Source organism: Cysteiniphilum halobium (assembly GCF_003574425.1).
Classification (GTDB): domain Bacteria; phylum Pseudomonadota; class Gammaproteobacteria; order Francisellales; family Francisellaceae; genus Caedibacter; species Caedibacter halobius.
The window spans coordinates 42757-62720 of the sequence record NZ_KZ984539.1; the positions used below are offsets into that span (position 1 = coordinate 42757).

A 19964-nucleotide genomic window follows, 5' to 3' on the forward strand; every position below is an offset into this window, starting at 1 on the left:
TTGCATAAAAGTGAAAATATTAGAATAATTTACCACCCTTGCCACCAGGAGGCATCATGCCTTGCATATTCTTCATTTGTTTCATTTGGCGCATAGCACCCATCATTTTGCCCATGCCACCTTTACCGCTGATTTTTTTCATCATCTTTTGCATTTGCATGAACTGCTTTAATAGGCGATTAATATCTTGCACTTGTGTGCCGGAACCTTTAGCAATACGCAGTTTACGTGATGATTTAATAAACTCAGGTTTACGACGCTCAAGAGGTGTCATTGAATTAATAATCGCTTCCATTTGCACAAACATTTTGTCATTAACTTTATCTTGAAGATTGGTGGACATATTGCCCATGCCTGGCAGTTTATCAAGCATTGAACCCACACCGCCCATTTTCTTCATTTGCTGCAATTGGCTTTTGAAATCCTCTAAGGTGAATGATTTACCTTTTTTAAGTTTCGCTGCAAGTTCTTTGGCTTCTTTTTGATCGACTTTGTGTTCAACTTCTTCGATTAAAGACAGAACATCACCCATGCCTAAGATGCGTGAAGCAATACGATCTGGGTGAAACGGTTCTAAAGCATCGGTTTTCTCACCTATCCCAATAAACTTAATCGGCTTGCCCGTAATCTCACGAATGGAAAGAGCAGCTCCCCCTCGTGCATCCCCGTCAGCTTTGGTCAGAACAACACCTGTTAATGGTAAAGCATCATTAAATGCTTTAGCTGTATTTGCTGCATCTTGGCCGGTCATGCTATCTACTACAAAGAGCGTCTCTGTTGGTTTCATGGCATGATGTAAGGCTTTGACCTCATCCATCATTTCAGCATCAATATGTAGGCGTCCAGCAGTATCAAGAATTAAAACATCACATACTTGTTGCTTGGCAAGTTGTAATGCGCGGTGCGCAATATCGGTAGGTTTCTCATCAGCTGTCGATGGACAAAAGTTGATGTCTAAAGACTCCGCCAATGTTTGTAGTTGTTTAATGGCAGCTGGACGGTAGACGTCGGCACTGACTACCATGACCTTTTTGTTTTGGCGTTCTTTCAAGAATTTTGCAAGTTTGGCAGTGGTCGTTGTTTTACCAGAGCCTTGTAAGCCTGCCATTAAGATAACAACAGGCGGTTGAGCACTTAAGTTAAGCGTTTCGTTTTTCTCACCCAGTGTACGTTCAAGCTCTTTCTTAACCATCGCAATGAAAGTTTGACCAGGGGTTAAACTCGTGCGGATTTTCTCCCCTAATGCCTCTTCTTGAATACGGCTAATAAATTCTTTAACGACAGAGAGAGCAACATCAGCCTCAAGTAATGCCATACGCACATCGCGTAAGGCGCTTTTAATATTGTCTTCAGTTAAGCGACCTTGACCTTTGAGTTTGTCAAGTGAGCCGCCTAAGCGCTCGGATAAACTTTTAAACATATGTTTTTCCTGATTATTATGATTTAAGCATTTTTTTGTAATGCATGTCGATAAATGAGTTTCATGGCTTCAATGTTACCATAATTGGCTGCCTTGTTAAGCCAGATAAAGGCTTGATGCAAGTCGGTTTTTGTATAATATGGTTGGTCTTTGCCAATATATGATCGACCCAATAAAAACATAGCTTCTATATTGCCTAATTTGGCGGAGTCAATTAGATAACCATGCGCTTTTTGCGGTTGATTTTTAGACTTATAAATCATCGCTAAGGCACGATATGTATTGGCGCGATAGTCACGAGGTTGCGCTAGGTTTTTCTTATCAAGGAATTTATCAAAATATTTGATCGCCGTATCATAATTAGGCTTAACCGCAATTCCATAGGTATAATAAATACCTAGAAAGTAAGGAGAAGTCGGGCAGCCGTTATTATAGAGTTTAGTAAATGCAGTTAATGATTGACTATATTGACCATGTTTAAACAATGCATATGCATCGTTATAGGCTTTGGAGAGACAAGCGTTTGCTGTTTGGATGCTTAAACTTGCCAATAAAATACCACCAATAAAAAATGCTTTAAGTTTAAAGTGCGTCATAATCCATCCTTACATTTTAAATTTGCCACCACCAAAAGGAAGTGGCTTTTGTATTTAGGCTTTTGTGATATAGCCTTGAGCGTTAACATCAATGGCAGGAGAGTATTCCATATATGCCGGCTTGCGTGCTGATTTACGCGAACGCGGTTTTCTTTCTTGTTTGGTTTTGTTTTCACTATCATTTGCATCCACTGTTTCGATATCGCTATCACCATCGACAGTATCATCATTGGTTTGCAGTATGGTTTCACCAACGATAATACCAATATCTTCGGCTTCAGTCATTGATTCTTTTTCGCGTTTTGCAAGCTCTTTTTGCTTATACTTTTCTTCTTTGGCAATTTCAGCAGCTAATGCCTGTGTATCAACTACTTCAAAGTTTAAGTATTTGACTTTGCGCGTCTGTGAAGCATTTGTTTCTACTTGAACAGCTTGGTCACTTGTGAGTGTCGTGACTTCAGCTAACACTTCTTTGACCATGACTGAAATTTTTTCTTCAGGTGTGGTTGAAATCGTCTTCATAATCGCTTTTTCTTTTGCGGCTTTTTGTGCTTCAGGCGAATCTTTCTTTAAAGCAGCAATATCGACTATCTCTTCGCTTTGGTGAACTTGTAGACGTTGATTGTTGCGATTGTTGCCGCGACCACCCTTATTATTTCTATCGCGATCATTTTTATTGCCACGATCGTTACGATTGTCATTGTTTTGACGTGTACCAGAGGACTTATTGCGATCATCATTTTGCTGTTGGTTGTGTGGTTTATTCTCATTCTGATTTTTATTATTGTTGCGGTTATCACGACGGTTATTATCGCGATCATTCGTGCGCCCATCACGTGATTGAGACTTACCGCGGTGATCCTTGCGTTCATTGTTTTTGTTGGCAAACTTTTCCTGTTGCCCTTTTTTAGCTTGTGATGAAGATGTATGTGATTGTTTTTGATCACGTGAATCACGCTCAGTACTACCTTCTTTATCACTGAAGAAAAAGGCACTTACTTTTGACCAGAAACCCTTAGTTTCAACCTTGCTATGCTTGGTTTCTTTAGTGGGCTCTTTGCTCGCTTGAGATTTATCTTCAGGCTTTTTAGTGTCATTGTTGTTGGCTGGTTGGTTGTAATCTGCAGACTTAAGTGCTGGTTGCTTTGATTTATCTTGTTTTGGTGCTTTATAAAGCGCAACATCTTTTTTATCTTCAATTAAGTCATAGCTTGGGCGACTTGCCGTATAAGCGTCACCCCAGATGCGTTGCACGCTATAGTGTGGAGACTGTAAATTGGCATTCGGAATTAACGTGACCTTTGTGCTTGTACCTTCTTCAATCTGTGCCAATTCGTCACGCTTTTCATTAAGGAGAAATGTTGCCACATCAATCGGTAATTGCACACGCAGCTCATTGGTTTTTTCGCGCAACGCCTCAGCATGAACATTACGCAAAATTGATAAGGCTAATGATGGAATTGAACGAATAAAGCCGTGTCCTGCGCAACGTGGGCATGAATGCATTACCGACTCACCTAGCGATGCCTGTAAGCGTTGACGTGAGATTTCAACTAAGCCAAACTTAGAGATACGCGTCATCTGGATACGTGCGCGATCGTGGAATAGGGCATCAACCAGCTTTTGTTCAACTGCTTTTTGATTAGGAAAAAATGCCATATCAATAAAGTCAACAACGATTAACCCCCCAAGATCACGTAAACGTAGCTGTCTTGCAATTTCTTCAGCGGCTTCTAAGTTTGTCGCAAAAGCAGTTTCTTCGATATTATCCCCCTTTGTCGAACGGGCTGAGTTAATATCAATTGCAGTCAATGCTTCAGTGGTATCAATAACGATTGAACCACCTGATGGCAATTGCACTTCACGCTTAAAAGCACTCTCAATTTGTTTTTCAATTTGAAAGGTGTTAAATAAGGGGAGTTCTTTTTTATAAAGTTGTAAGCGTTCAATAAAATGCGGGCGCAACATACTTAATTGACGCTTAAGGTCTTCGTAAGATTCTTCATCATCGATAATGATTTCTTTAATATCTTCTTTTAAATGATCACGAATCGCACGGATGGTGATATCACTTTCTTTGTGAATAAGAAATGGTGCTTTACGCTGATAAGAAACGCGCTTAATAGCATCCCAGAGGTTAGTTAAGGTATCAAGATCAGCCTGAATCTCATCAGCTGAGCGATCAACACCTGCTGTGCGGATAATAACCCCCATATTTGTAGGGATTGTCAAAGAGTCAAATAATGCTTTAAGCTTTTGACGTTCATCCCCTTCAATGCGACGAGAAATGCCACCTGCACTTGGGTTGTTTGGCATGAGCACCATATAGCATCCAGCTAGTGTGATAAATGTTGTTAGCGCTGCACCTTTTGATCCACGCTCTTCTTTAGCGATTTGCACAATTAGTTCTTGTCCGACATCAAGCAATTCGTTTAAAGGCGTATCTTGGTCTTTAGTTGTTTTCTTGAAGTACTCAGGTGAGATCTCTTTAAACGGCAAAAAGCCATTTTTATCCTCGCCATAATTCACAAAAACAGCGTTTAAACTTGGTTCAATGCGTGAAATTTTAGCTTTGTAAATGTTGGCTTTTTTTTGTTCTCTGTCAACACTCTCGATGTCTAAATCCATCAGTTGTACATTGTCGACGATAGCAATACGCGTCTCTTCGGCTTGGCGCGCATTGATTAACATTTTTTTCATATATTGTTATCCTTTTAAATACAGGTTGTTTAAAAGGTATAAAGGTTGAGGTTAAGTGTGTAGATGATCTGTTTACATGAAATAAAGCGCATGCCTGACTAGTTAAAGCCCAATAAAAGCATGCTGTTATTGTTATTATTGTTATAAAAACAATCATCTTTTTTGTGATTCCTATAGTTTTCCAATCTCACGTTTGCGCTTAATTATAGCTAACAACGTAAGTATTCTGCTATGGTCACTTATGTTGTTATCATAAGTGCTTACACAAATTAAGGACACTTAAACCCTGTCCTAATACCTTTGTGTGATTTAACGTTTAATGTGTGCAATTCTTGTGAGATCATTCTCAAAGACTGCTTGCAGTTGTCTTAAACAGCTGCGTTTATTAATCATCTAAATCTGTTTTTCGCATGATTCATGCTTCTTTTAAAAAACACATAGTATAGACCAATAGGTCAGCAGACTATGTGTGGTTGGATTTCAAAGCATCATGTAGATGAATGAGTCATCGGCGAATTGCGCTAATGCAATTGACTTTCCCCAGTCGATGTACAATCGTCAAAATCCATGTCAAATCGTGGTTTGTTGTTGCGCTATAAAACTATTGAGCAAAAACAGCGGTATTCTAACAAAAGCCTACTGTGAATGAAAGTTAAATTGTTGAATGCTTGTAATAATGTTAAAGACTTTCTATGCTAATGCTTAGAAAACAGCAAAATTCAATCTCTTAAGGACGAAGATGAAGAAAGTGCATTACCCAAAGGATGTATTGCGTTCAACGGTTTATGGTGGCATTGTTGGGGTCTTAGTAGGCGGGGTTGGTGCGCTTTTCCAATTATTTATCCATTGGATTCTAGCAGGGCAGCAAGCGGCTTTTCTTGCATTACAAGATAACCTTTTCATGTTGTGTGTGTTTAGTATGGTTTTCTCAAGTGGTTTTGTAATTTTGTCGTTAATCATTGTCAGGCGATTAGTACCCGAGGCTTCAGGCAGCGGCGTACCAGAGATTGAAGGAACATTAGAAGGCGTACGCAAGCTTAGGTGGTGGCGGGTATTACCAGCTAAGTTTATTGGTGGAGTCATGTCTTTATCCAGTGGTCTTGTGCTGGGGCGTGAGGGACCTACAATTCAAATGGGTGGTGCAATTGGCCAGTTAGTTAAAAGTATTTTTAGATTGAATAATGATTATGCACATGTGCTTATTGCAGCAGGTGCCGGAGCTGGTCTTGCAACAGCATTTAATGCACCTTTGGCTGGGATTTTATTTGTGATTGAAGAGATGCGTCAGCAATTTAAATATAGTTTTCAATCATTACAAACGGTAATTGTTGCTTGTGTTGTTGCTGATATTTTGCTTGAAGCATTGTTGCAATCAGTAGGTTATAATATTCGCCAGATGATGGATATCGATATGACCGCATACGGTGCACCACCTTTAGCAAGTCTATGGCTTTTTATCGTTTTTGGTGCAATTTTTGGCGCATTGGGCGTGATATTTAATAAGTATTTGGTATGCTCACTGAACTTTTTTACCAAACGCTCGGGGTTCCATTTTTGGAAATGGATCGTGATCATTGGCGCGGCAACGGGTTTGCTCATTGTTTTTTTCCCACATGTTGTCGGTGGAGGTTATAAGGTCATGCCTGATGTATTGCATGGTGAGATAGCCTTATCGGCGTTAATTACTTTATTTATTTTGCGCTTTGTAACTACTTTGGTCAGTTACGGTACGGGAGTTCCTGGTGGAATATTTGCTCCCATGTTGGCATTGGGAACGATTTTTGGTATGTTTTTTGGCATTATCACACATGCACTTTTCCCAGCACTTATAACCAATCCACAAGTTTTTGCCGTAGCTGGCATGAGTGCACTTTTTACCGCAACAGTCAGTGCACCATTGACAGGAATTGTGCTTGTTGTGGAAATGACGATGAATTATGCATTGATCTTGCCACTTATTGTCACTTGTTTTAGTGCAACGATTACTGCAATTTTTATGGGAGGAAGTCCCATTTACAGTACGCTGTTGAGTCGAACTTTAGTATTAGCAAAACGCAAAACACTTTATCTGTCGTTTAAAAGGAGAAAAAAGAAGGATGGAAAAACATCCTATATTGTGAGTCGTGTTGAGCCGCACCCTGAGCGAAGTCGAAGGGGTGGGTAAAAAATGGCTTTGACTAACGCTCAGACAACGTTTTTAAGTTTAAAGTTATTGGGAATGGAGAGTTGGCTATAATTGCGTGCGTCTATCGTTTAAAAAGAACAAACAAAGAAGTTTGTAGGGGCGTATTGCATACGTCTATAAAGATATACTATTATGCAAACATGAATTGATGCCTACCCATCGTATCATTTTGCGGTGTTCGGTGCCGAAGAAGTTTTTGATGGGTATATACGCTATAGGAGATAGGATGCGTTTGTTGGGATACATAATCTTAGTGATTATATTTATTTTGGTTGCGGCACTAGCGGTATTAAATGCACAGCAAGTGGCTTTTAATTATCTCATTGGTACATTTCATTTGCCTTTGATATTGTTGTTACTGATGGTGTTTGTTTTGGGACTGGTGATCGGCATGATTTTAATGTTATTTTCACGTAAAAGAAAATCAGGTGATAAGGCTAACAAGGCATGATCGTACTTGGTATTGAAACATCATGTGATGAAACTGGCATTGCCATTTATGATGGCGCGAAACACAGGCTTCTTGCCAATGCACTGTTTAGTCAAATTGATTTGCATGCACAGTATGGTGGTGTGGTGCCTGAGCTTGCATCACGCGATCATGTGGCGAAATTAATTCCACTGACTAAGGAAGCATTAGCGCATGCGGGATTGGCACTTGAGAATATTGACGCGATTGCGTATACGGCAATGCCAGGGCTGGTTGGCGCATTGATGGTGGGTGCAACTTTTGCTAAAACATTAAGCTATATGCTCGATATTCCCGCGATTGCGATTCATCACTTAGAAGGGCATTTATTAGCACCTCTATTAAGTGAAGATGCTAAACCTGAATATCCTTATGTGGCACTTCTAGTTTCAGGTGGGCATACACAATTAATTGCGGTTAAAAGCTTTGGCCAGTACGAGTTATTAGGGGAGTCAATTGATGATGCAGCAGGCGAAGCCTTTGATAAAACAGCTAAGTTGTTGGGGTTGCCTTACCCTGGTGGACCGCACTTAGCAGAGCTTGCTGAAAAAGGGCGAGCAGGTGCATTTACTTTCCCACGTCCGATGTGTGATCGTCCTGGGTTTGATTTTAGCTTTAGTGGTTTAAAAACAGCTGTTCTTAATACTTGGCAGGCGCAGGATGATCAAAGTGAGCAAACGAAAGCCGACATTGCTTATGCGTTTCAAGAGGCATTGATTGATACGATTGTGATTAAATGTAAGCGTGTATTAAAACATACAAGGATGAAGAATTTAGTGGTGTCAGGTGGTGTTAGTGCTAATAAAAGTTTGCGATTAGCACTTGATGGACTTGGGCTTGAAAATCGTTGGCAGGTTTATTATCCGCCTTTGGCATACTGCACTGACAATGGGGCGATGATTGCTATAGCTGGTGCTTATCGTTTAGCAAATGGCTTTGTTGATAGTGATATGGTGATTAACGTTAAGCCAAGAGCACCTTTAAACCTTTAAAGGTGCTTTATAAGTTTATTAGAATTTTAGTTGAGTTTTAATACCCCTCACCCGCGCAGTATAAGCTGCACGACCTCTCCCGCAAGAGGCGAGGTGATGTATACCGTCCATGCCGTACCGATTGTTCAAAATGGCTGAGAATTGTGGGTAATCAGGAAATGATTTGCAAGCGGGATAGATGGAACAACTTGTTTTTCCATTATTACTGAGCTAATGCCTCTTTGACTTCATCTGGAACAAAGGGGCGACCTCCAGCAGCGGGGATGCAGGTGGCAATAAAGTTTGCTTCAGCACAGACTTTGCCATTGCAAAGCATTTTCTGATAAAAACCAAATTTGATGTTGCTGATGGGTGTAAGCTCGCAGGTGACTTCAACTTGATCACCTTTCTTAAGTGAGTTTTTAAACTTTAACTCATAAGAAGCCAATACATATAGTTTGCCCTCATCAGCTGCCTTGACGATATCTATATCAAAGACGTCACGCATAAAGTCATGGCGTACTTTCTCCATGTAATATGGGTAATATAACCCATCAAGAATCCCTTGAAAATCGATATGTTCATCCTTGATGCTAAGTGTTTGGCTATACATTTATCTTCTCCTATTTACTTAAGTTGACGCCGTATTAAAACATGCTGTGTTTATTTACGTCTATAGAAAAGTATAAAACTATCTTAGAAAACTAGTTGTCAGTTTACATGGGGATGATAAGATGAAGCTTCGCTAATTTTTGATGCAAAAATATGTTGGAAAATCATACACCATATACGGTTTCAAGGATGAAAAAACTTGGGGGTATTTTACTGATTGCTGGTACATCGATTGGTGCAGGAATGCTGGGTATTCCCTATGCCGTTGCTGCGGTTGGATTTAAAACGGCATTGATTTTATTATTTATCACTTGGGTTATTATGCTGGCAACGGCATTGTTAATTGTTGAGGTCAATGTGCGCCAGCCATTAACGGCAGACTTAAATACCATGGCATTTGCCACCTTGGGAAGATTTGGGCAAACTATCAATTGGTTGGCTTATCTATTGCTGCTGTATGCATTGACAACGGCGTATATTGCCATGGGTGGTGGTTTGCTTGATCAATATATACTTGGCGTAAATAATTCAGGTGGTTATGGGGCATTGCTATTTACCGTGATATTGGGTGCAGTTATTTATTTTGGTACATCGGCAGTAGATCAATTAAATAAACTATTTTTCACACTCAAAGCACTTTGCTTTATTGGGATTATTGCAGTTGTTGTACCCTATGTGCAAACCAGTTTATTGAGTGCACAAAGCATGGGAATTGGCTATGCTTGGTATGCTTTTCCCATTTTAATCACCTCTTTTGGATTCCATATTGTGATTCCAACGATTCGTAATTATTTTAAAAACGATCGCGAGTTAAAGCGGATTGTCGTCGTTGGTGCGAGTGTGCCATTTGTCGTCTATGTGGTATGGGTTGTTGTCACTCTTGGTGTTGTTCCTGTTTTGGGTGAATATGGTTTTAAATATCTAATGACGCATGGCGTCGACTTAGGTAAGGCGTACCATCACTTATTAAATGTGCATGCAGCCAGTGGCTTTATTGTCGGATTTTCTAATATTGCAGTAACAACCTCATTTCTTGGTGTGACGTTGGCACTTTTTCATTTTAATCAAGATACCTATCGCTTAAAAAAGTCAACCAAAGCAAGGCTGTTAAATTTTGTGATTACGTACATCCCACCACTGATATTTGCCGTTTTCTTTGTCAATGGTTTCTTAGCAGCATTAGGATATGCCAGTATTTTTGTGTGTATTTTGTTGATTATTTTGCCAGCATGTATGGCATGGTCACTTAGAAATAGTGAAGGGCGTAATACCTTGTTAAGTAAAACCTATTTGTCCTTATTGGTTCTGTTAGGAATGTTTATTATTTTGCTACAAATATTAAGTAGTATTGGTCTTTTAGCAGTATTGGCATGATTTTTCTTGAGCTTAAGCATATTTTTAGTCATAATTCAGCCGTTTTCGTTTACCTTTAAAGTGATTTTCTGCTAAAACTAAATTGTGTGCATTATAAAATGATGCGATTGGGCTAGCTTTCATTCCCTATTAGCTGTTAGGTTGAAGAATGGTTCTAGGAGGTAAGTTCTGAGATTTTAGCAGAGGTGAAATAGTAATAATGAAGAAATAAATTACGCTATTTCTTACCTCCCCCTTGCAGGAGAGGTCGCATAACATAAGTTGCGCGTGAGGATAATTACCTTATTCTTCATGTGTTGCATAGCGTTTGAAGTGAATAAAATAAATTAAAATACTTAAGAAAATAAAAATATAAAATATCTTAATTAAGGGAATTCATGTCGGAAGATAATCAGATAACTTATGATGAGCTCGCTGCAGTTGCAGAGCGTTTAAGCCATGAAGGACGCAAAGTTACACTTGAGTATGTGCGTCGCGAGTTAGGGAAGGGTACACATGCGCAGATTGCAGTACTTCTTGGTAAGTGGCAAAAAGAAAATGCGCAGTTAGTCCATGAAAATAAAAATGTAAACCCTCGCTTCTCACAGTCAAAGTCTGATGATACAAGAATGAAGTCAGGTGCTACTTCGTTGCGTAGACCTGATATGGGTGGTTTCAAATCTAAGAAACCTGCGCGTTATCAGCAACAATCAGCCCATAGCCAAAGTGAATCAAGAAGAGCATATTCAAGAACGCAGTTTATTGGTAATGGTAATTCAGATGAGTCTTATGAGGCTATAGCCCCTCGTGAATCATTAACACCAGAGCGGTTAAAGTCAGAACCCGCTATTATCCAGAAGCTTTTTCAGGCATTGGCGATTATTAGAAGTACACGATTATTAGCGCAAGAGCATTACCAAACAGCACAAAATGAATTACTTAATACGCGTATGGCGTGTGACCAAGAGGTAAGAGAGTTCCAAAAGACTGCCAATGAACAATTGTTGGCATTGCAAACCGAATTTAGTCGTTTAAAAACGACTTATGACCAAGAGGTTATTGCTATTCGCCGTCAGCTAAGTATATAATTGCATCCGCTAAGTCGATCAGGCAGTCGCGTCTTACCACTTTTTGTAATTTAGGGTTTAGAATAGTTAAAGATAGAAATATAAGTCGCACCACCTATTACCTCTTCACTTGAGGGAGAGGCAGTGCGGCTTAGGCTGCGTGGATGAGGGATGGTTGCAACACAACTTATTTTTATTAGTTGCTAGGTTAAAGTACAAAGTTGCAAAAAATGGTAGGACGAGGAAAGTCCGGGCTTCATAGAGCAAGATGCCAGGTAACGCCTGGGAAGCGTAAGCTTACGGAAAGTGCAACAGAGAATAGACCGCCTGTGTTTTTAATATGGGTAAGGGTGAAACGGTGTGGTAAGAGCACACCGCGCTTTTGGTAACAAAAGTGGCATGGTAAACCCCATCTGAAGCAAAGCCAAATAGGATTGTCATAGTGTGGCTCGCACTGCAATCGGGTAGGCTGCTTGAGCATTATGGTGACATAATGCCTAGATAAATGGCTGTCCAAGACAGAACCCGGCTTATCGATTGACTTAGTATTCTTACTCACTGCAAAATGATGTACGATGGGCATAAACGGTAGAAATTTATTATTTCTCATACTTTCACTAGGGTTTTTTATCGTTTTTCGTTATCCTTAAAAATGCTTTTGTTGATAGTAAGCGCTTGAAGCGCAGGTGTGGACTTTAGTTTTGTTTTAAAGATTTTGGATAATAGCAATGGTTAAAGTAACGGATAAATATGCCTTAACTGATGAGGGGTTAATTGATTTTCAAAAGTGGCTACCGTTATTGGAAGCTTTTTATCCAAAACAACGTTTAGCAACGATTGCTGGTGCGATTGATATTTTAGCGCAATATGGTATTGATGAGCCTTCAGTGCATGGCGGGAGTTGCTTTGGTTATGGCGTTGAAATGGCAGCTGTCCTTTTTGATTTGCAGGCAGATGAGGAATCTGTCGCAGCGGCATTATTATTTGAGTTGCATTACAATCAAAAAATAGCGCCAGAGCGAGTACTTCAATCATGTGGCGAAGCGGTTTTAAAAATTCTCGATGGTGCCACTGCAATGTCGGCGGTCAGAGCACTGCAAAATGCCAAACCCAATCAAGCACAAATTGATACCTTTCGCAAAATGCTATTAACGATTGTTGAAGATGTGCGTATCGTATTGGTCAAGTTGGCGGATCGTGTGTGCACTATGCGCGCGGTTAAAAATTGGACGGAGAGTTATAAACAGACAATTGCCAAGGAAATCCTTGAAATATATGCCCCATTGGCAAATCGCTTGGGATTGTCAAAGATAAAATGGGAGCTTGAAGATCGTGCTTTTGCCTGTCTTTACCCTGTTGAATATAAGAAAATTGCCAGAGGGTTGAAAAAGAAGCGTTTGCAGCGTGAAGTTTATATTCATGATGCGATGGAGATGCTTAGTATTGAGCTCAAAAAAGAAGGTATTCACTTTGAGCTCTCTGGTCGGGTGAAACATATCTATAGTATATGGCGTAAACTACGAAAAAAAGAGCGTAGCTTAGATGAGCTATATGATATTCGGGCGATGCGTATATTAGTTGATTCAGTAGATGAATGTTATCGTGCTTTGAGTATTGTTAATCAGTTGTGGGAGCCCATTGCCAGTGAATTTGCTGATTATATTGCAACACCTAAGCCCAATGGTTATCGCTCGGTGCATACCGTTGTTTATGGGCCTGAACATTTAACGCTAGAGATTCAGATTAGAACACATCAAATGCATAATGAATCTGAGTTGGGTGTGGCAGCTCACTGGCGCTATAAAGAAGGTGTGAAGCATGACCCCAGTTATGAAGCGCGTGTTAATTGGTTGCGTTCACTGCTTGACTGGGAGAGTGAGCTCGCTGACGAGCTAAAAAGTGATGAGCTGAAAAAAGAGCTTGCTGGGAATCGTGTTTATGTATTTACCCCCAATGGTGATGTGATTGATTTGGAGTTAGGGTCCACTGTGCTTGATTTTGCCTATATGGTACATACGATGGTTGGGCATCGTACAAAAGGTGCCAAAATCAATGGTAAAATTGTGCCTTTGACAACTAAGCTAACCACAGGTGACAAAGTTGAAATCCTCACGCATAAAGAACCTAGTCCAAGTCTTGATTGGGCAAATGCCGGTAGCGGCTTTATCCACTCAGCGAAAATTCGTGCGCGTGTTGCGCGTTGGTTTAAGCAAATAAACAAAGAGCAAAATGCGATTTTAGGGCGCGATCGCCTATTAGATGAATTAAAACAACATCGATTAAAGTCAATTGATTATGCTGAAGTTGCCACACATTTTAATATGGCAGACGAGGAAACACTGTATGCCAGTATTGAAACAGGCTCATTACGTTTTAATCAGGTGGTGAATTATATTGTTGAGCATTATAAGCTTATTGAAAAGCCACCTATCGAAGAAGTGGCAGTTAAGAGTGTTAATGTAGGGCAAAGCTTAAAAGATAATGCACGCAAAACAGATTTGACTATTTATGGTGTCGATAATCTACTATCACATATGGCAGGATGCTGTAAACCGGTGCAAGGTGATGATATTGTCGGCTATTTGACGCATGGCCGAGGGGTAACGGTGCATAGAGCGGTTTGCCCTAACTTCTTGCGTTTAAGCTTAAGCTCATCTGAGCGGGTGCTTGATGTGCAATGGGGGAAAAAGGACTTAAGGCGTTATCAGGTTGATTTGCTCTTGATTTGTAGTGATGTCGAAAAGGCGGTACACGAAGTCACCAGTATTTTAACGATTGAAAAAATCACAATTGCCGCATTGCAACCTTCATACTCAGATAAGCATAAAACGATTAAACTAAGTTTGATTTTAACGGATATGCAAACTTTAGATACATTAGCCAAGAAGATGAGTTCAACAGCTTATGTTGAGAATGTCACGCGTGTGATCGCGTAATTTTGTTATTTAAGTACGTATGCAAATATTATCAGGTATTTTTTGGATTCTCGGATCAAGTCCGAGAATGACCACAAATCGTCATATTCGGGCTCGACCCGAATACCCATTGTTACCAAAAAACTATTGTTTAGGTACTTACTTCAGCGCATCAAGATATTTTTCAGCATCTAGCGCTGCCATGCACCCCGTGCCAGCTGAAGTAACGGCTTGTTTATAAACATGGTCCATAACGTCACCGGCAGCATAAACGCCTTCGATAGATGTTTGTGTGGCATTACCGGCAAGGCCAGAATTTACAGTGATATAGCCATTTTCCATTTTAAGTTGGCCATTGAAAATTTGGGTGTTTGGCGTGTGCCCAATGGCGATAAATACGCCATCAACCGCAAGCTCTTTTGTGCTGTTTGATTTGACATCTTTGATACGCACACCAGTAACACCAGCGTTATTGCCTAAGACCTCATCAAGGGTGTGAAACCACTCAAAACGAATATTACCGTCTTTAGACTTTTTCATAATTTGATCAATCAATATTTTTTCAGCTCTTAGCTCATCACGGCGATGAATCAATGTGACGGTTTTGGCAATGTTGGATAGATAAAGCGCTTCCTCGACTGCTGTATTGCCACCTCCAATAACCACAACATCTTTGCCACGATAGAAAAAGCCATCACACGTCGCACATGCAGAAACACCTTTACCCATAAAGGCCTCTTCAGAGGGAAGCCCCAAGTATTTGGCACTCGCTCCTGTGGCAATAATCAATGCATCACAGGTATATTGATCATTATCACCAATGAGTGTAAAAGGGCGATTATTAAGATCTACTTGATTAATGTGATCATAAGTCATCTGGGTATTAAAGCGCTCGGCTTGAGCTTGCAGTTTTTGCATAAGCTCAGGGCCTTGAATACCATTTTCCTCCCCTGGCCAATTATCAACATCGGTTGTTGTAGTAAGTTGACCACCTGGTTGCATGCCAGTGATTATCACTGGATTTAAATTAGCGCGCGCGGCATAAATAGCTGCCGTATAGCCTGCTGGTCCTGATCCTAAAATAATAAGTTTATGATGATTGTGTGCCATTTTTTCACTCCATAATGTCAAATAATCAAACGACAACATGGTAAATGGAAAGTGCGCTAGAAGCTATGCAGATTTGAAATTAGTTGATGTTGGGAAGGTGATAGCATTCGTATGATGACTGTATTAAAATGGTTTGCAAGCGATATAAAATTAATAGGATGTCGAGGATGAACGAAATTCAAGCAGCTTTAGCGGCGTTAGAGCCAAAAGGTGATTTTTATACACAAAGAATGGTTAATGGTAGTTATTTGCAGATTAATGTCAATAAAATAGGGCGTTTAGTATATCCACTGACAACTGAGGATATTGAGTCACTTATTGCGTTAGCAGAACCTGCTAAATATGGATTGAAAGAGCAAACAATTCTTGATGAATCTGTTCGTAAAGTATGGGAAATAAAACCAACTAAATTTAAAATTCTCAAAACGTTATGGCGTAAAGGGTTTGAACCATTGCTTGATGGGATAAGGGGCGATTTGGGGCTGCCGGATGAAACACGTTTAAGTGTTGATTTGCATAATATGTTGGTGTATGAAGCAGGTTGCTTCTTTAAGCCGCATCAAGATAGTGAAAAAGTTGACAATATGGTAGCAACAATGGTTGTTGTGCTGCCAACAAAACATAGCGGTGGCGAGCTTGTTGTCGAGCACAATGGTCGCAGCTATACGTTTGATTCAGCCAAAGAAAGTGAGCTTGTTCAAGCCTTTTCTTTTTATGCAGATTGCCGCCATGAAGTAAAGCCATTAAAGAGCGGCTATCGAGTTGTGTTAACATTTAATTTGATTTTAGAGAATTATAAAGGTCAAATAAATAGTTTAACTGAGCGCGACTTTGATAAGCGTGTTGATCAAGCAATTGCGCATTATTTCTCAACAAGGGATTGGCTGCCAAGCTGGCGGCGAAATGAAGATGAGCCTTTGAAATTCGTCTATTTATTGGATCATGAATATACCAAAAGTGGATTGAGCTGGCAGCATTTGAAAAATGCCGATCGAATGCGTGTAGAAGCTTTATTAAAAGCTGCCGACAAGCACCAATTAGACGCTTATTTAACCTTGGTTGACTCGCATGAAACGTGGGATTGTTATGATGAAAATGATGATTACTATAGCCGTAAGAGACGACGTTATTACTATGACGAGGATGAGGATGAAGAGTCTGAAGAAGCTAATTATGTTTTAAACGATATTATTGATAGTGAGACGACGATTGAATACTGGCTCGATCGACAAGGGAATCATAGGGATTTTAACTCATGCTATGTTGATGATTGCTATGTTCATGCCACAGTGAGTGGTGAGGATTTCACACCCTATGACAGCGAGTATGAAGGCTTTATGGGTAACTATGGCAATACCATGGATCGTTGGTACAAGCGTGCAGCTATTGTGATGTGGCAAAAAAAGGATGCCGCTGCTATTTTATTTGCAATTGACCCTTTAAGTTATATTAATACGCTTTATCAGCCAATGCGTGATGGAACTGCCATAGATAAGTTTAAAACTGATTTGTATGCCCAGCTTGATGCGCTTGAGAATGTGTGGAGTGCTTATGTTAAAAAAGTTGAAACACCCGAGCAATATCGTGAATTGTTTCAATTTGTCAGCTATATAGCGGATAAAGCTCGGGCAAAAACAATTCTGGAGAACTTTGGTATCAAGCTTATTGCCATAGATTATAGAGAACATTGGCATGGTTTGTCAGATAAATATGGTGCACAGTGGTTAATTGAGGTGTTTTCAAAGCTCATTGAAAAAGAGCGCTTATGGGATGGTTTTACTGACTTTCCAAAATTAATAAAAGCTTTTCACCAGATCTCCATTGATAAAGAAGTATTGCGTTTTTTATTTAGTATGCAATTACAGCGAAAGGTCGAGCGCTTGCAGATTCAACTTGAAAGAAAACGAGAGCGTGTTGATGCTAAGTCAATCAAATTAAGGCATGACTTAGTGTCAGAGTTTATAAATGTTGCATTGAATCTAGAAGATCGTGTGCTGCATGATAAAGTGATTGATGTGGTATTAAGTAGAAACCTTCATTTAGATTCCTTACTACTTGTTGATGTGCTTGAGAGATATTTCCCACTTTCCAAAGAGATGCGTGCGCATTATGACATTGATCGCATTGTTAGTTTTGTACGGTTAGCGCTTGAAGAAGAGAAAAATATAGGTGTTAGAGACGAAAATGACTGGTGTATTTCTTTTGAAAACTCATGTAAATGTGAACTATGTGACGAATTGGGTGCATTTTTGCATGATAAGAATGCACAGTCAAAAACTTGGCCGATTGCGGAATCAAAAAGGCAGCATGTATCCAGTATGATTTATGACTTAGCTGTTCCGGTAAAGCTCGAAACTTTAAGGAAAGGCAGCCCACATAAACTTGTCTTGACCAAAGATGATGGGCTTTATGCCACCGCACTTAAGCGGTATCAGAAGGTCAGTGGTGCTTTAGCGCAATTATGTTTGGATTTTAATATTAAGGAAGGTGCCATTTAATGCATGAAGATAAATTACTAAGCATAAGGTGCTTAAGCGATGAGGTTATCTGAGCGAATGAAAAGAATTTTAAAAAAAAGCCGTTTCTCAAAGCTTTGGTGAAGTGCCTGTCTACTTGTTTGGCAGTCGTGTTGATGATGACTTAAACGGTGGTGATATTGATTTAGCCGTTGATGTTGAAATGGATCAAGAGCAATTTTGGCAGTGTAAAGTGAAATTTAAAACAGCGCTTTTGCAAATGGGCTTTGACCAAATTGACGTGGATGTGTTGCTCTATCACTCAAAAGATAAGCTTTTATCTCGTGAAACTTGTCGCACAGCAGTGAGCCTGTTTTGATTTCCTTGCTTTGGGATGCACCTGTCAGATAAAATATTATCTATTTTAAGGGTTTTCATCTATAATTAGACATTATAATATCCATTGGGATTTGCTATGCTTCATTTTGTTACGACTTCAGATGTTCAGAAAAAACTGGCGGATTACCTTAGAGCTAAGCGTAAGTCGCTAAAATACTCACGCAATAAACTCGCAGAGCGTAGTACCGTGCCCGCGGCGACAATTAAGCATTTTGAGACAACAGGTAGAATTTCATTACGCCAGTTTTTATTAATTTGGCAGACTGTTGATGATTTAAGCAGAATTGATGCGCTTACAAGGAAGAGTAAAGAGCCCAATTATAAAACGATTGAGGATGTATTAAAAGATGCGTGAGTTTATAGCAAAGAAAACACTAGAAGTATTTAGATCAATAACATCGGGTCAAAAAATTAAGGTTGGGCAATTGGCGCAAAACCAGTCAGGCATTTACTTTCAATATGATCAGGAGTATTTAGCAAATCATGCCAACTTGTCACCATTTGCGCTGAAGTTTAACTTGGATTTACAAAAAGCGCCTTCAATACCACATAATGGACTACATGGCGTGTTTGCAGATTCGTTACCTGATGGTTGGGGGATGCTGTTGATGGATCGTGTTTTTCGTCAACAGAATATCTTGCCTCATCAATTAACTCCGTTGGATCGCTTAGCGTTTGTCGATGACGGTGCGATTGGTGCACTCTCCTTTGTGCCTGGCTCGGAATATCAACTAGAGGCAAAGAAAGACAAGATTGATATTTATGAGTTAGGACATCAGGCACAAAGGCTATTTGAAGGCAGTTTAGATGAAGTTTTGCCGGAGCTTGTCAATGTTGGTAGCTCAGGAGGCGCAAGACCTAAGGCGCAGATCTATGTTTCGAAAGACTTCAGTTTGATAAGCACAAAAGCTTCTCCGAGTTTAGAGCCGTATATCATTAAATTCACTTCTGAATCATTGCCACTTGGGCATGAAGAAGGATTGTGTGAAGCGGCATATTTGAAAATGGCAAAAAATGCTGGATTGAATGTCCCAGATTTTCAGGTGCTGCGAGCGAATGGTTTAATGCAAGGGCAAGCATGGATTGCACTTAAGCGATTTGATATTGCTAATCAAGACAGGCTTCATGTGCATAGCTTATGTGGATTGATTGATGCGAACTTTAGAATGCCATCTGTTGATTATGAGGATCTGATTAAGCTGACTCAAACGCTTTGCCATTCACCGCAGGCGGCTCAATTGCAGTTTAGACGGGCCATGTTTAATCTATTTGCACTGAATCAGGATGATCATACCAAAAACTGGGCATTTATACTCAATGCACATAACGAATGGTCGCCTAGCCCGTTTTATGACGTGACATTTAGTCCAAATGCTTATAATGAGCATATGATGGCGTTTCAAGGCTATGGGTGCAAGCCACCTTTGAAAACTATACAATCACTTGCGCAGGTAGCGAATTATGCCTCTTGGCAAAATGCCCAAAAAGATATCCAATCAGTTGTTGATGCACTTTCATATTGGCAAGACTATGCGTATGATTTAGGTGTAAATAAACAAACAGTACAGTTAATTCAGAAAAGGTTAGATGCAGTTTATGCGGAGAATCGTCAACTGCTGGAGTAAACTTGATTGTGAATTAAAAATTATACAGGTTGAGGAAAATATGAAAAGACTTCCTATTGGTATCTCCAGGGTCACCTCATTAAAAA

15 protein-coding genes and 1 other RNA gene are annotated in these 19964 nt (G+C 39.9%); 11 read left to right on the forward strand and 5 right to left on the reverse strand.

What is annotated here, in order from left to right:
- Positions 1 to 19 precede the first annotated feature (19 nt).
- Genes ffh through DNK85_RS00210 form a run of 3 tightly spaced genes read right to left on the reverse strand, consistent with a single transcriptional unit; the run spans position 20 to position 4716 of the window.
- Positions 20 to 1420, reverse strand: a complete 1401-nt coding sequence (gene ffh, locus DNK85_RS00200; RefSeq protein WP_119327573.1) for a signal recognition particle protein — start codon at positions 1418 to 1420, stop codon at positions 20 to 22.
- Positions 1421 to 1443: 23 nt separating this feature from the next.
- The gene (locus tag DNK85_RS00205; protein ID WP_119327574.1) at positions 1444 to 2016 is read right to left on the reverse strand and encodes an SEL1-like repeat protein; all 573 of its coding nucleotides are present in this window, start codon (positions 2014 to 2016) and stop codon (positions 1444 to 1446) included.
- Between the two features lie 54 nt (positions 2017 to 2070).
- Complete coding sequence (locus tag DNK85_RS00210) at positions 2071 to 4716, reverse strand: Rne/Rng family ribonuclease (protein WP_119327575.1); 2646 nt, start codon at positions 4714 to 4716, stop codon at positions 2071 to 2073.
- A gap of 739 nt (positions 4717 to 5455) precedes the next feature.
- Here DNK85_RS00210 and clcA point away from each other — a divergent pair.
- The 3 genes from clcA to tsaD all read left to right on the forward strand — a co-directional run bounded on the left by clcA (position 5456) and on the right by tsaD (position 8362).
- Positions 5456 to 6880, forward strand: a complete 1425-nt coding sequence (gene clcA, locus DNK85_RS00215) for a H(+)/Cl(-) exchange transporter ClcA (protein ID WP_119327576.1) — start codon at positions 5456 to 5458, stop codon at positions 6878 to 6880.
- 247 nt (positions 6881 to 7127) lie between these two features.
- Entirely contained in the window at positions 7128 to 7352 is a 225-nt protein-coding gene (locus tag DNK85_RS00220) for a lipopolysaccharide assembly protein LapA domain-containing protein (RefSeq protein WP_162896433.1), read from the forward strand.
- Positions 7349 to 8362 (forward strand): tRNA (adenosine(37)-N6)-threonylcarbamoyltransferase complex transferase subunit TsaD, encoded by a 1014-nt coding sequence (tsaD, locus tag DNK85_RS00225; RefSeq protein ID WP_119327578.1) that lies wholly within the window; start codon positions 7349 to 7351, stop codon positions 8360 to 8362. Before DNK85_RS00220 ends, tsaD begins: the two co-directional genes overlap by 4 nt.
- Positions 8363 to 8564: 202 nt before the next feature.
- On the opposite strand, the gene DNK85_RS00230 is transcribed toward tsaD, so the two are convergent.
- The gene (locus DNK85_RS00230; RefSeq protein ID WP_119327579.1) at positions 8565 to 8954 is read right to left on the reverse strand and encodes an acyl-CoA thioesterase; all 390 of its coding nucleotides are present in this window, start codon (positions 8952 to 8954) and stop codon (positions 8565 to 8567) included.
- A 188-nt stretch (positions 8955 to 9142) separates the two neighbouring features.
- On the opposite strand from DNK85_RS00230, the gene DNK85_RS00235 reads away from it, so the two are divergent.
- The 4 genes from DNK85_RS00235 (at position 9143) to DNK85_RS00250 (ending at position 14309) form a co-directional block, all read left to right on the forward strand.
- Positions 9143 to 10327, forward strand: coding sequence for an amino acid permease (locus DNK85_RS00235; protein WP_235842332.1), 1185 nt, complete (start codon positions 9143 to 9145; stop codon positions 10325 to 10327).
- A 377-nt stretch (positions 10328 to 10704) separates the two neighbouring features.
- Positions 10705 to 11394: a DNA-binding protein gene (locus DNK85_RS00240; RefSeq protein ID WP_119327581.1), complete on the forward strand. Its 690-nt coding sequence runs from the start codon at positions 10705 to 10707 to the stop codon at positions 11392 to 11394.
- 183 nt (positions 11395 to 11577) lie between these two features.
- Positions 11578 to 11922, forward strand: an RNA gene (gene rnpB / locus DNK85_RS00245) — RNase P RNA component class A.
- Positions 11923 to 12101: 179 nt separating this feature from the next.
- Complete coding sequence (locus tag DNK85_RS00250) at positions 12102 to 14309, forward strand: RelA/SpoT family protein (protein WP_119327582.1); 2208 nt, start codon at positions 12102 to 12104, stop codon at positions 14307 to 14309.
- Between the two features lie 138 nt (positions 14310 to 14447).
- Here the strand turns inward: DNK85_RS00250 and trxB are convergent, their stop codons facing one another.
- Positions 14448 to 15398, reverse strand: a complete 951-nt coding sequence (trxB, locus tag DNK85_RS00255) for a thioredoxin-disulfide reductase (RefSeq protein WP_119327583.1) — start codon at positions 15396 to 15398, stop codon at positions 14448 to 14450.
- Positions 15399 to 15565: 167 nt separating this feature from the next.
- Between trxB and DNK85_RS00260 the strand changes: the two genes are divergently transcribed.
- The 4 genes from DNK85_RS00260 to DNK85_RS00275 all read left to right on the forward strand — a co-directional run bounded on the left by DNK85_RS00260 (position 15566) and on the right by DNK85_RS00275 (position 19878).
- Complete coding sequence (locus tag DNK85_RS00260) at positions 15566 to 17896, forward strand: 2OG-Fe(II) oxygenase (protein ID WP_162896434.1); 2331 nt, start codon at positions 15566 to 15568, stop codon at positions 17894 to 17896.
- Between the two features lie 103 nt (positions 17897 to 17999).
- Positions 18000 to 18233, forward strand: coding sequence for a nucleotidyltransferase domain-containing protein (locus DNK85_RS00265; RefSeq protein ID WP_208123107.1), 234 nt, complete (start codon positions 18000 to 18002; stop codon positions 18231 to 18233).
- A gap of 96 nt (positions 18234 to 18329) precedes the next feature.
- Positions 18330 to 18608: a transcriptional regulator gene (locus DNK85_RS00270; RefSeq protein ID WP_119327585.1), complete on the forward strand. Its 279-nt coding sequence runs from the start codon at positions 18330 to 18332 to the stop codon at positions 18606 to 18608.
- Positions 18601 to 19878: a type II toxin-antitoxin system HipA family toxin gene (locus tag DNK85_RS00275; protein ID WP_119327586.1), complete on the forward strand. Its 1278-nt coding sequence runs from the start codon at positions 18601 to 18603 to the stop codon at positions 19876 to 19878. The genes DNK85_RS00270 and DNK85_RS00275 overlap by 8 nt, the downstream gene beginning before the upstream one ends.
- The last annotated feature ends 86 nt before the right edge of the window (positions 19879 to 19964 follow it).

What these genes read in the sequence shown, in the direction of transcription:
- tsaD (WP_119327578.1), top strand. Translation starts at nt 7,349, where the DNA reads ATGATCGTACTTGGTATTGAAACATCATGTGATGAAACTGGCATTGCC.
- DNK85_RS00205 (WP_119327574.1), bottom strand. Translation starts at nt 2,016, where the DNA reads ATGACGCACTTTAAACTTAAAGCATTTTTTATTGGTGGTATTTTATTG.
- DNK85_RS00270 (WP_119327585.1), top strand. Translation starts at nt 18,330, where the DNA reads ATGCTTCATTTTGTTACGACTTCAGATGTTCAGAAAAAACTGGCGGAT.
- DNK85_RS00235 (WP_235842332.1), top strand. Translation starts at nt 9,143, where the DNA reads ATGAAAAAACTTGGGGGTATTTTACTGATTGCTGGTACATCGATTGGT.
- DNK85_RS00230 (WP_119327579.1), bottom strand. Translation starts at nt 8,954, where the DNA reads ATGTATAGCCAAACACTTAGCATCAAGGATGAACATATCGATTTTCAA.
- DNK85_RS00275 (WP_119327586.1), top strand. Translation starts at nt 18,601, where the DNA reads ATGCGTGAGTTTATAGCAAAGAAAACACTAGAAGTATTTAGATCAATA.
- DNK85_RS00240 (WP_119327581.1), top strand. Translation starts at nt 10,705, where the DNA reads ATGTCGGAAGATAATCAGATAACTTATGATGAGCTCGCTGCAGTTGCA.
- DNK85_RS00260 (WP_162896434.1), top strand. Translation starts at nt 15,566, where the DNA reads ATGAACGAAATTCAAGCAGCTTTAGCGGCGTTAGAGCCAAAAGGTGAT.
- ffh (WP_119327573.1), bottom strand. Translation starts at nt 1,420, where the DNA reads ATGTTTAAAAGTTTATCCGAGCGCTTAGGCGGCTCACTTGACAAACTC.
- DNK85_RS00220 (WP_162896433.1), top strand. Translation starts at nt 7,128, where the DNA reads ATGCGTTTGTTGGGATACATAATCTTAGTGATTATATTTATTTTGGTT.
- DNK85_RS00250 (WP_119327582.1), top strand. Translation starts at nt 12,102, where the DNA reads ATGGTTAAAGTAACGGATAAATATGCCTTAACTGATGAGGGGTTAATT.
- clcA (WP_119327576.1), top strand. Translation starts at nt 5,456, where the DNA reads ATGAAGAAAGTGCATTACCCAAAGGATGTATTGCGTTCAACGGTTTAT.
- trxB (WP_119327583.1), bottom strand. Translation starts at nt 15,398, where the DNA reads ATGGCACACAATCATCATAAACTTATTATTTTAGGATCAGGACCAGCA.
- DNK85_RS00210 (WP_119327575.1), bottom strand. Translation starts at nt 4,716, where the DNA reads ATGAAAAAAATGTTAATCAATGCGCGCCAAGCCGAAGAGACGCGTATT.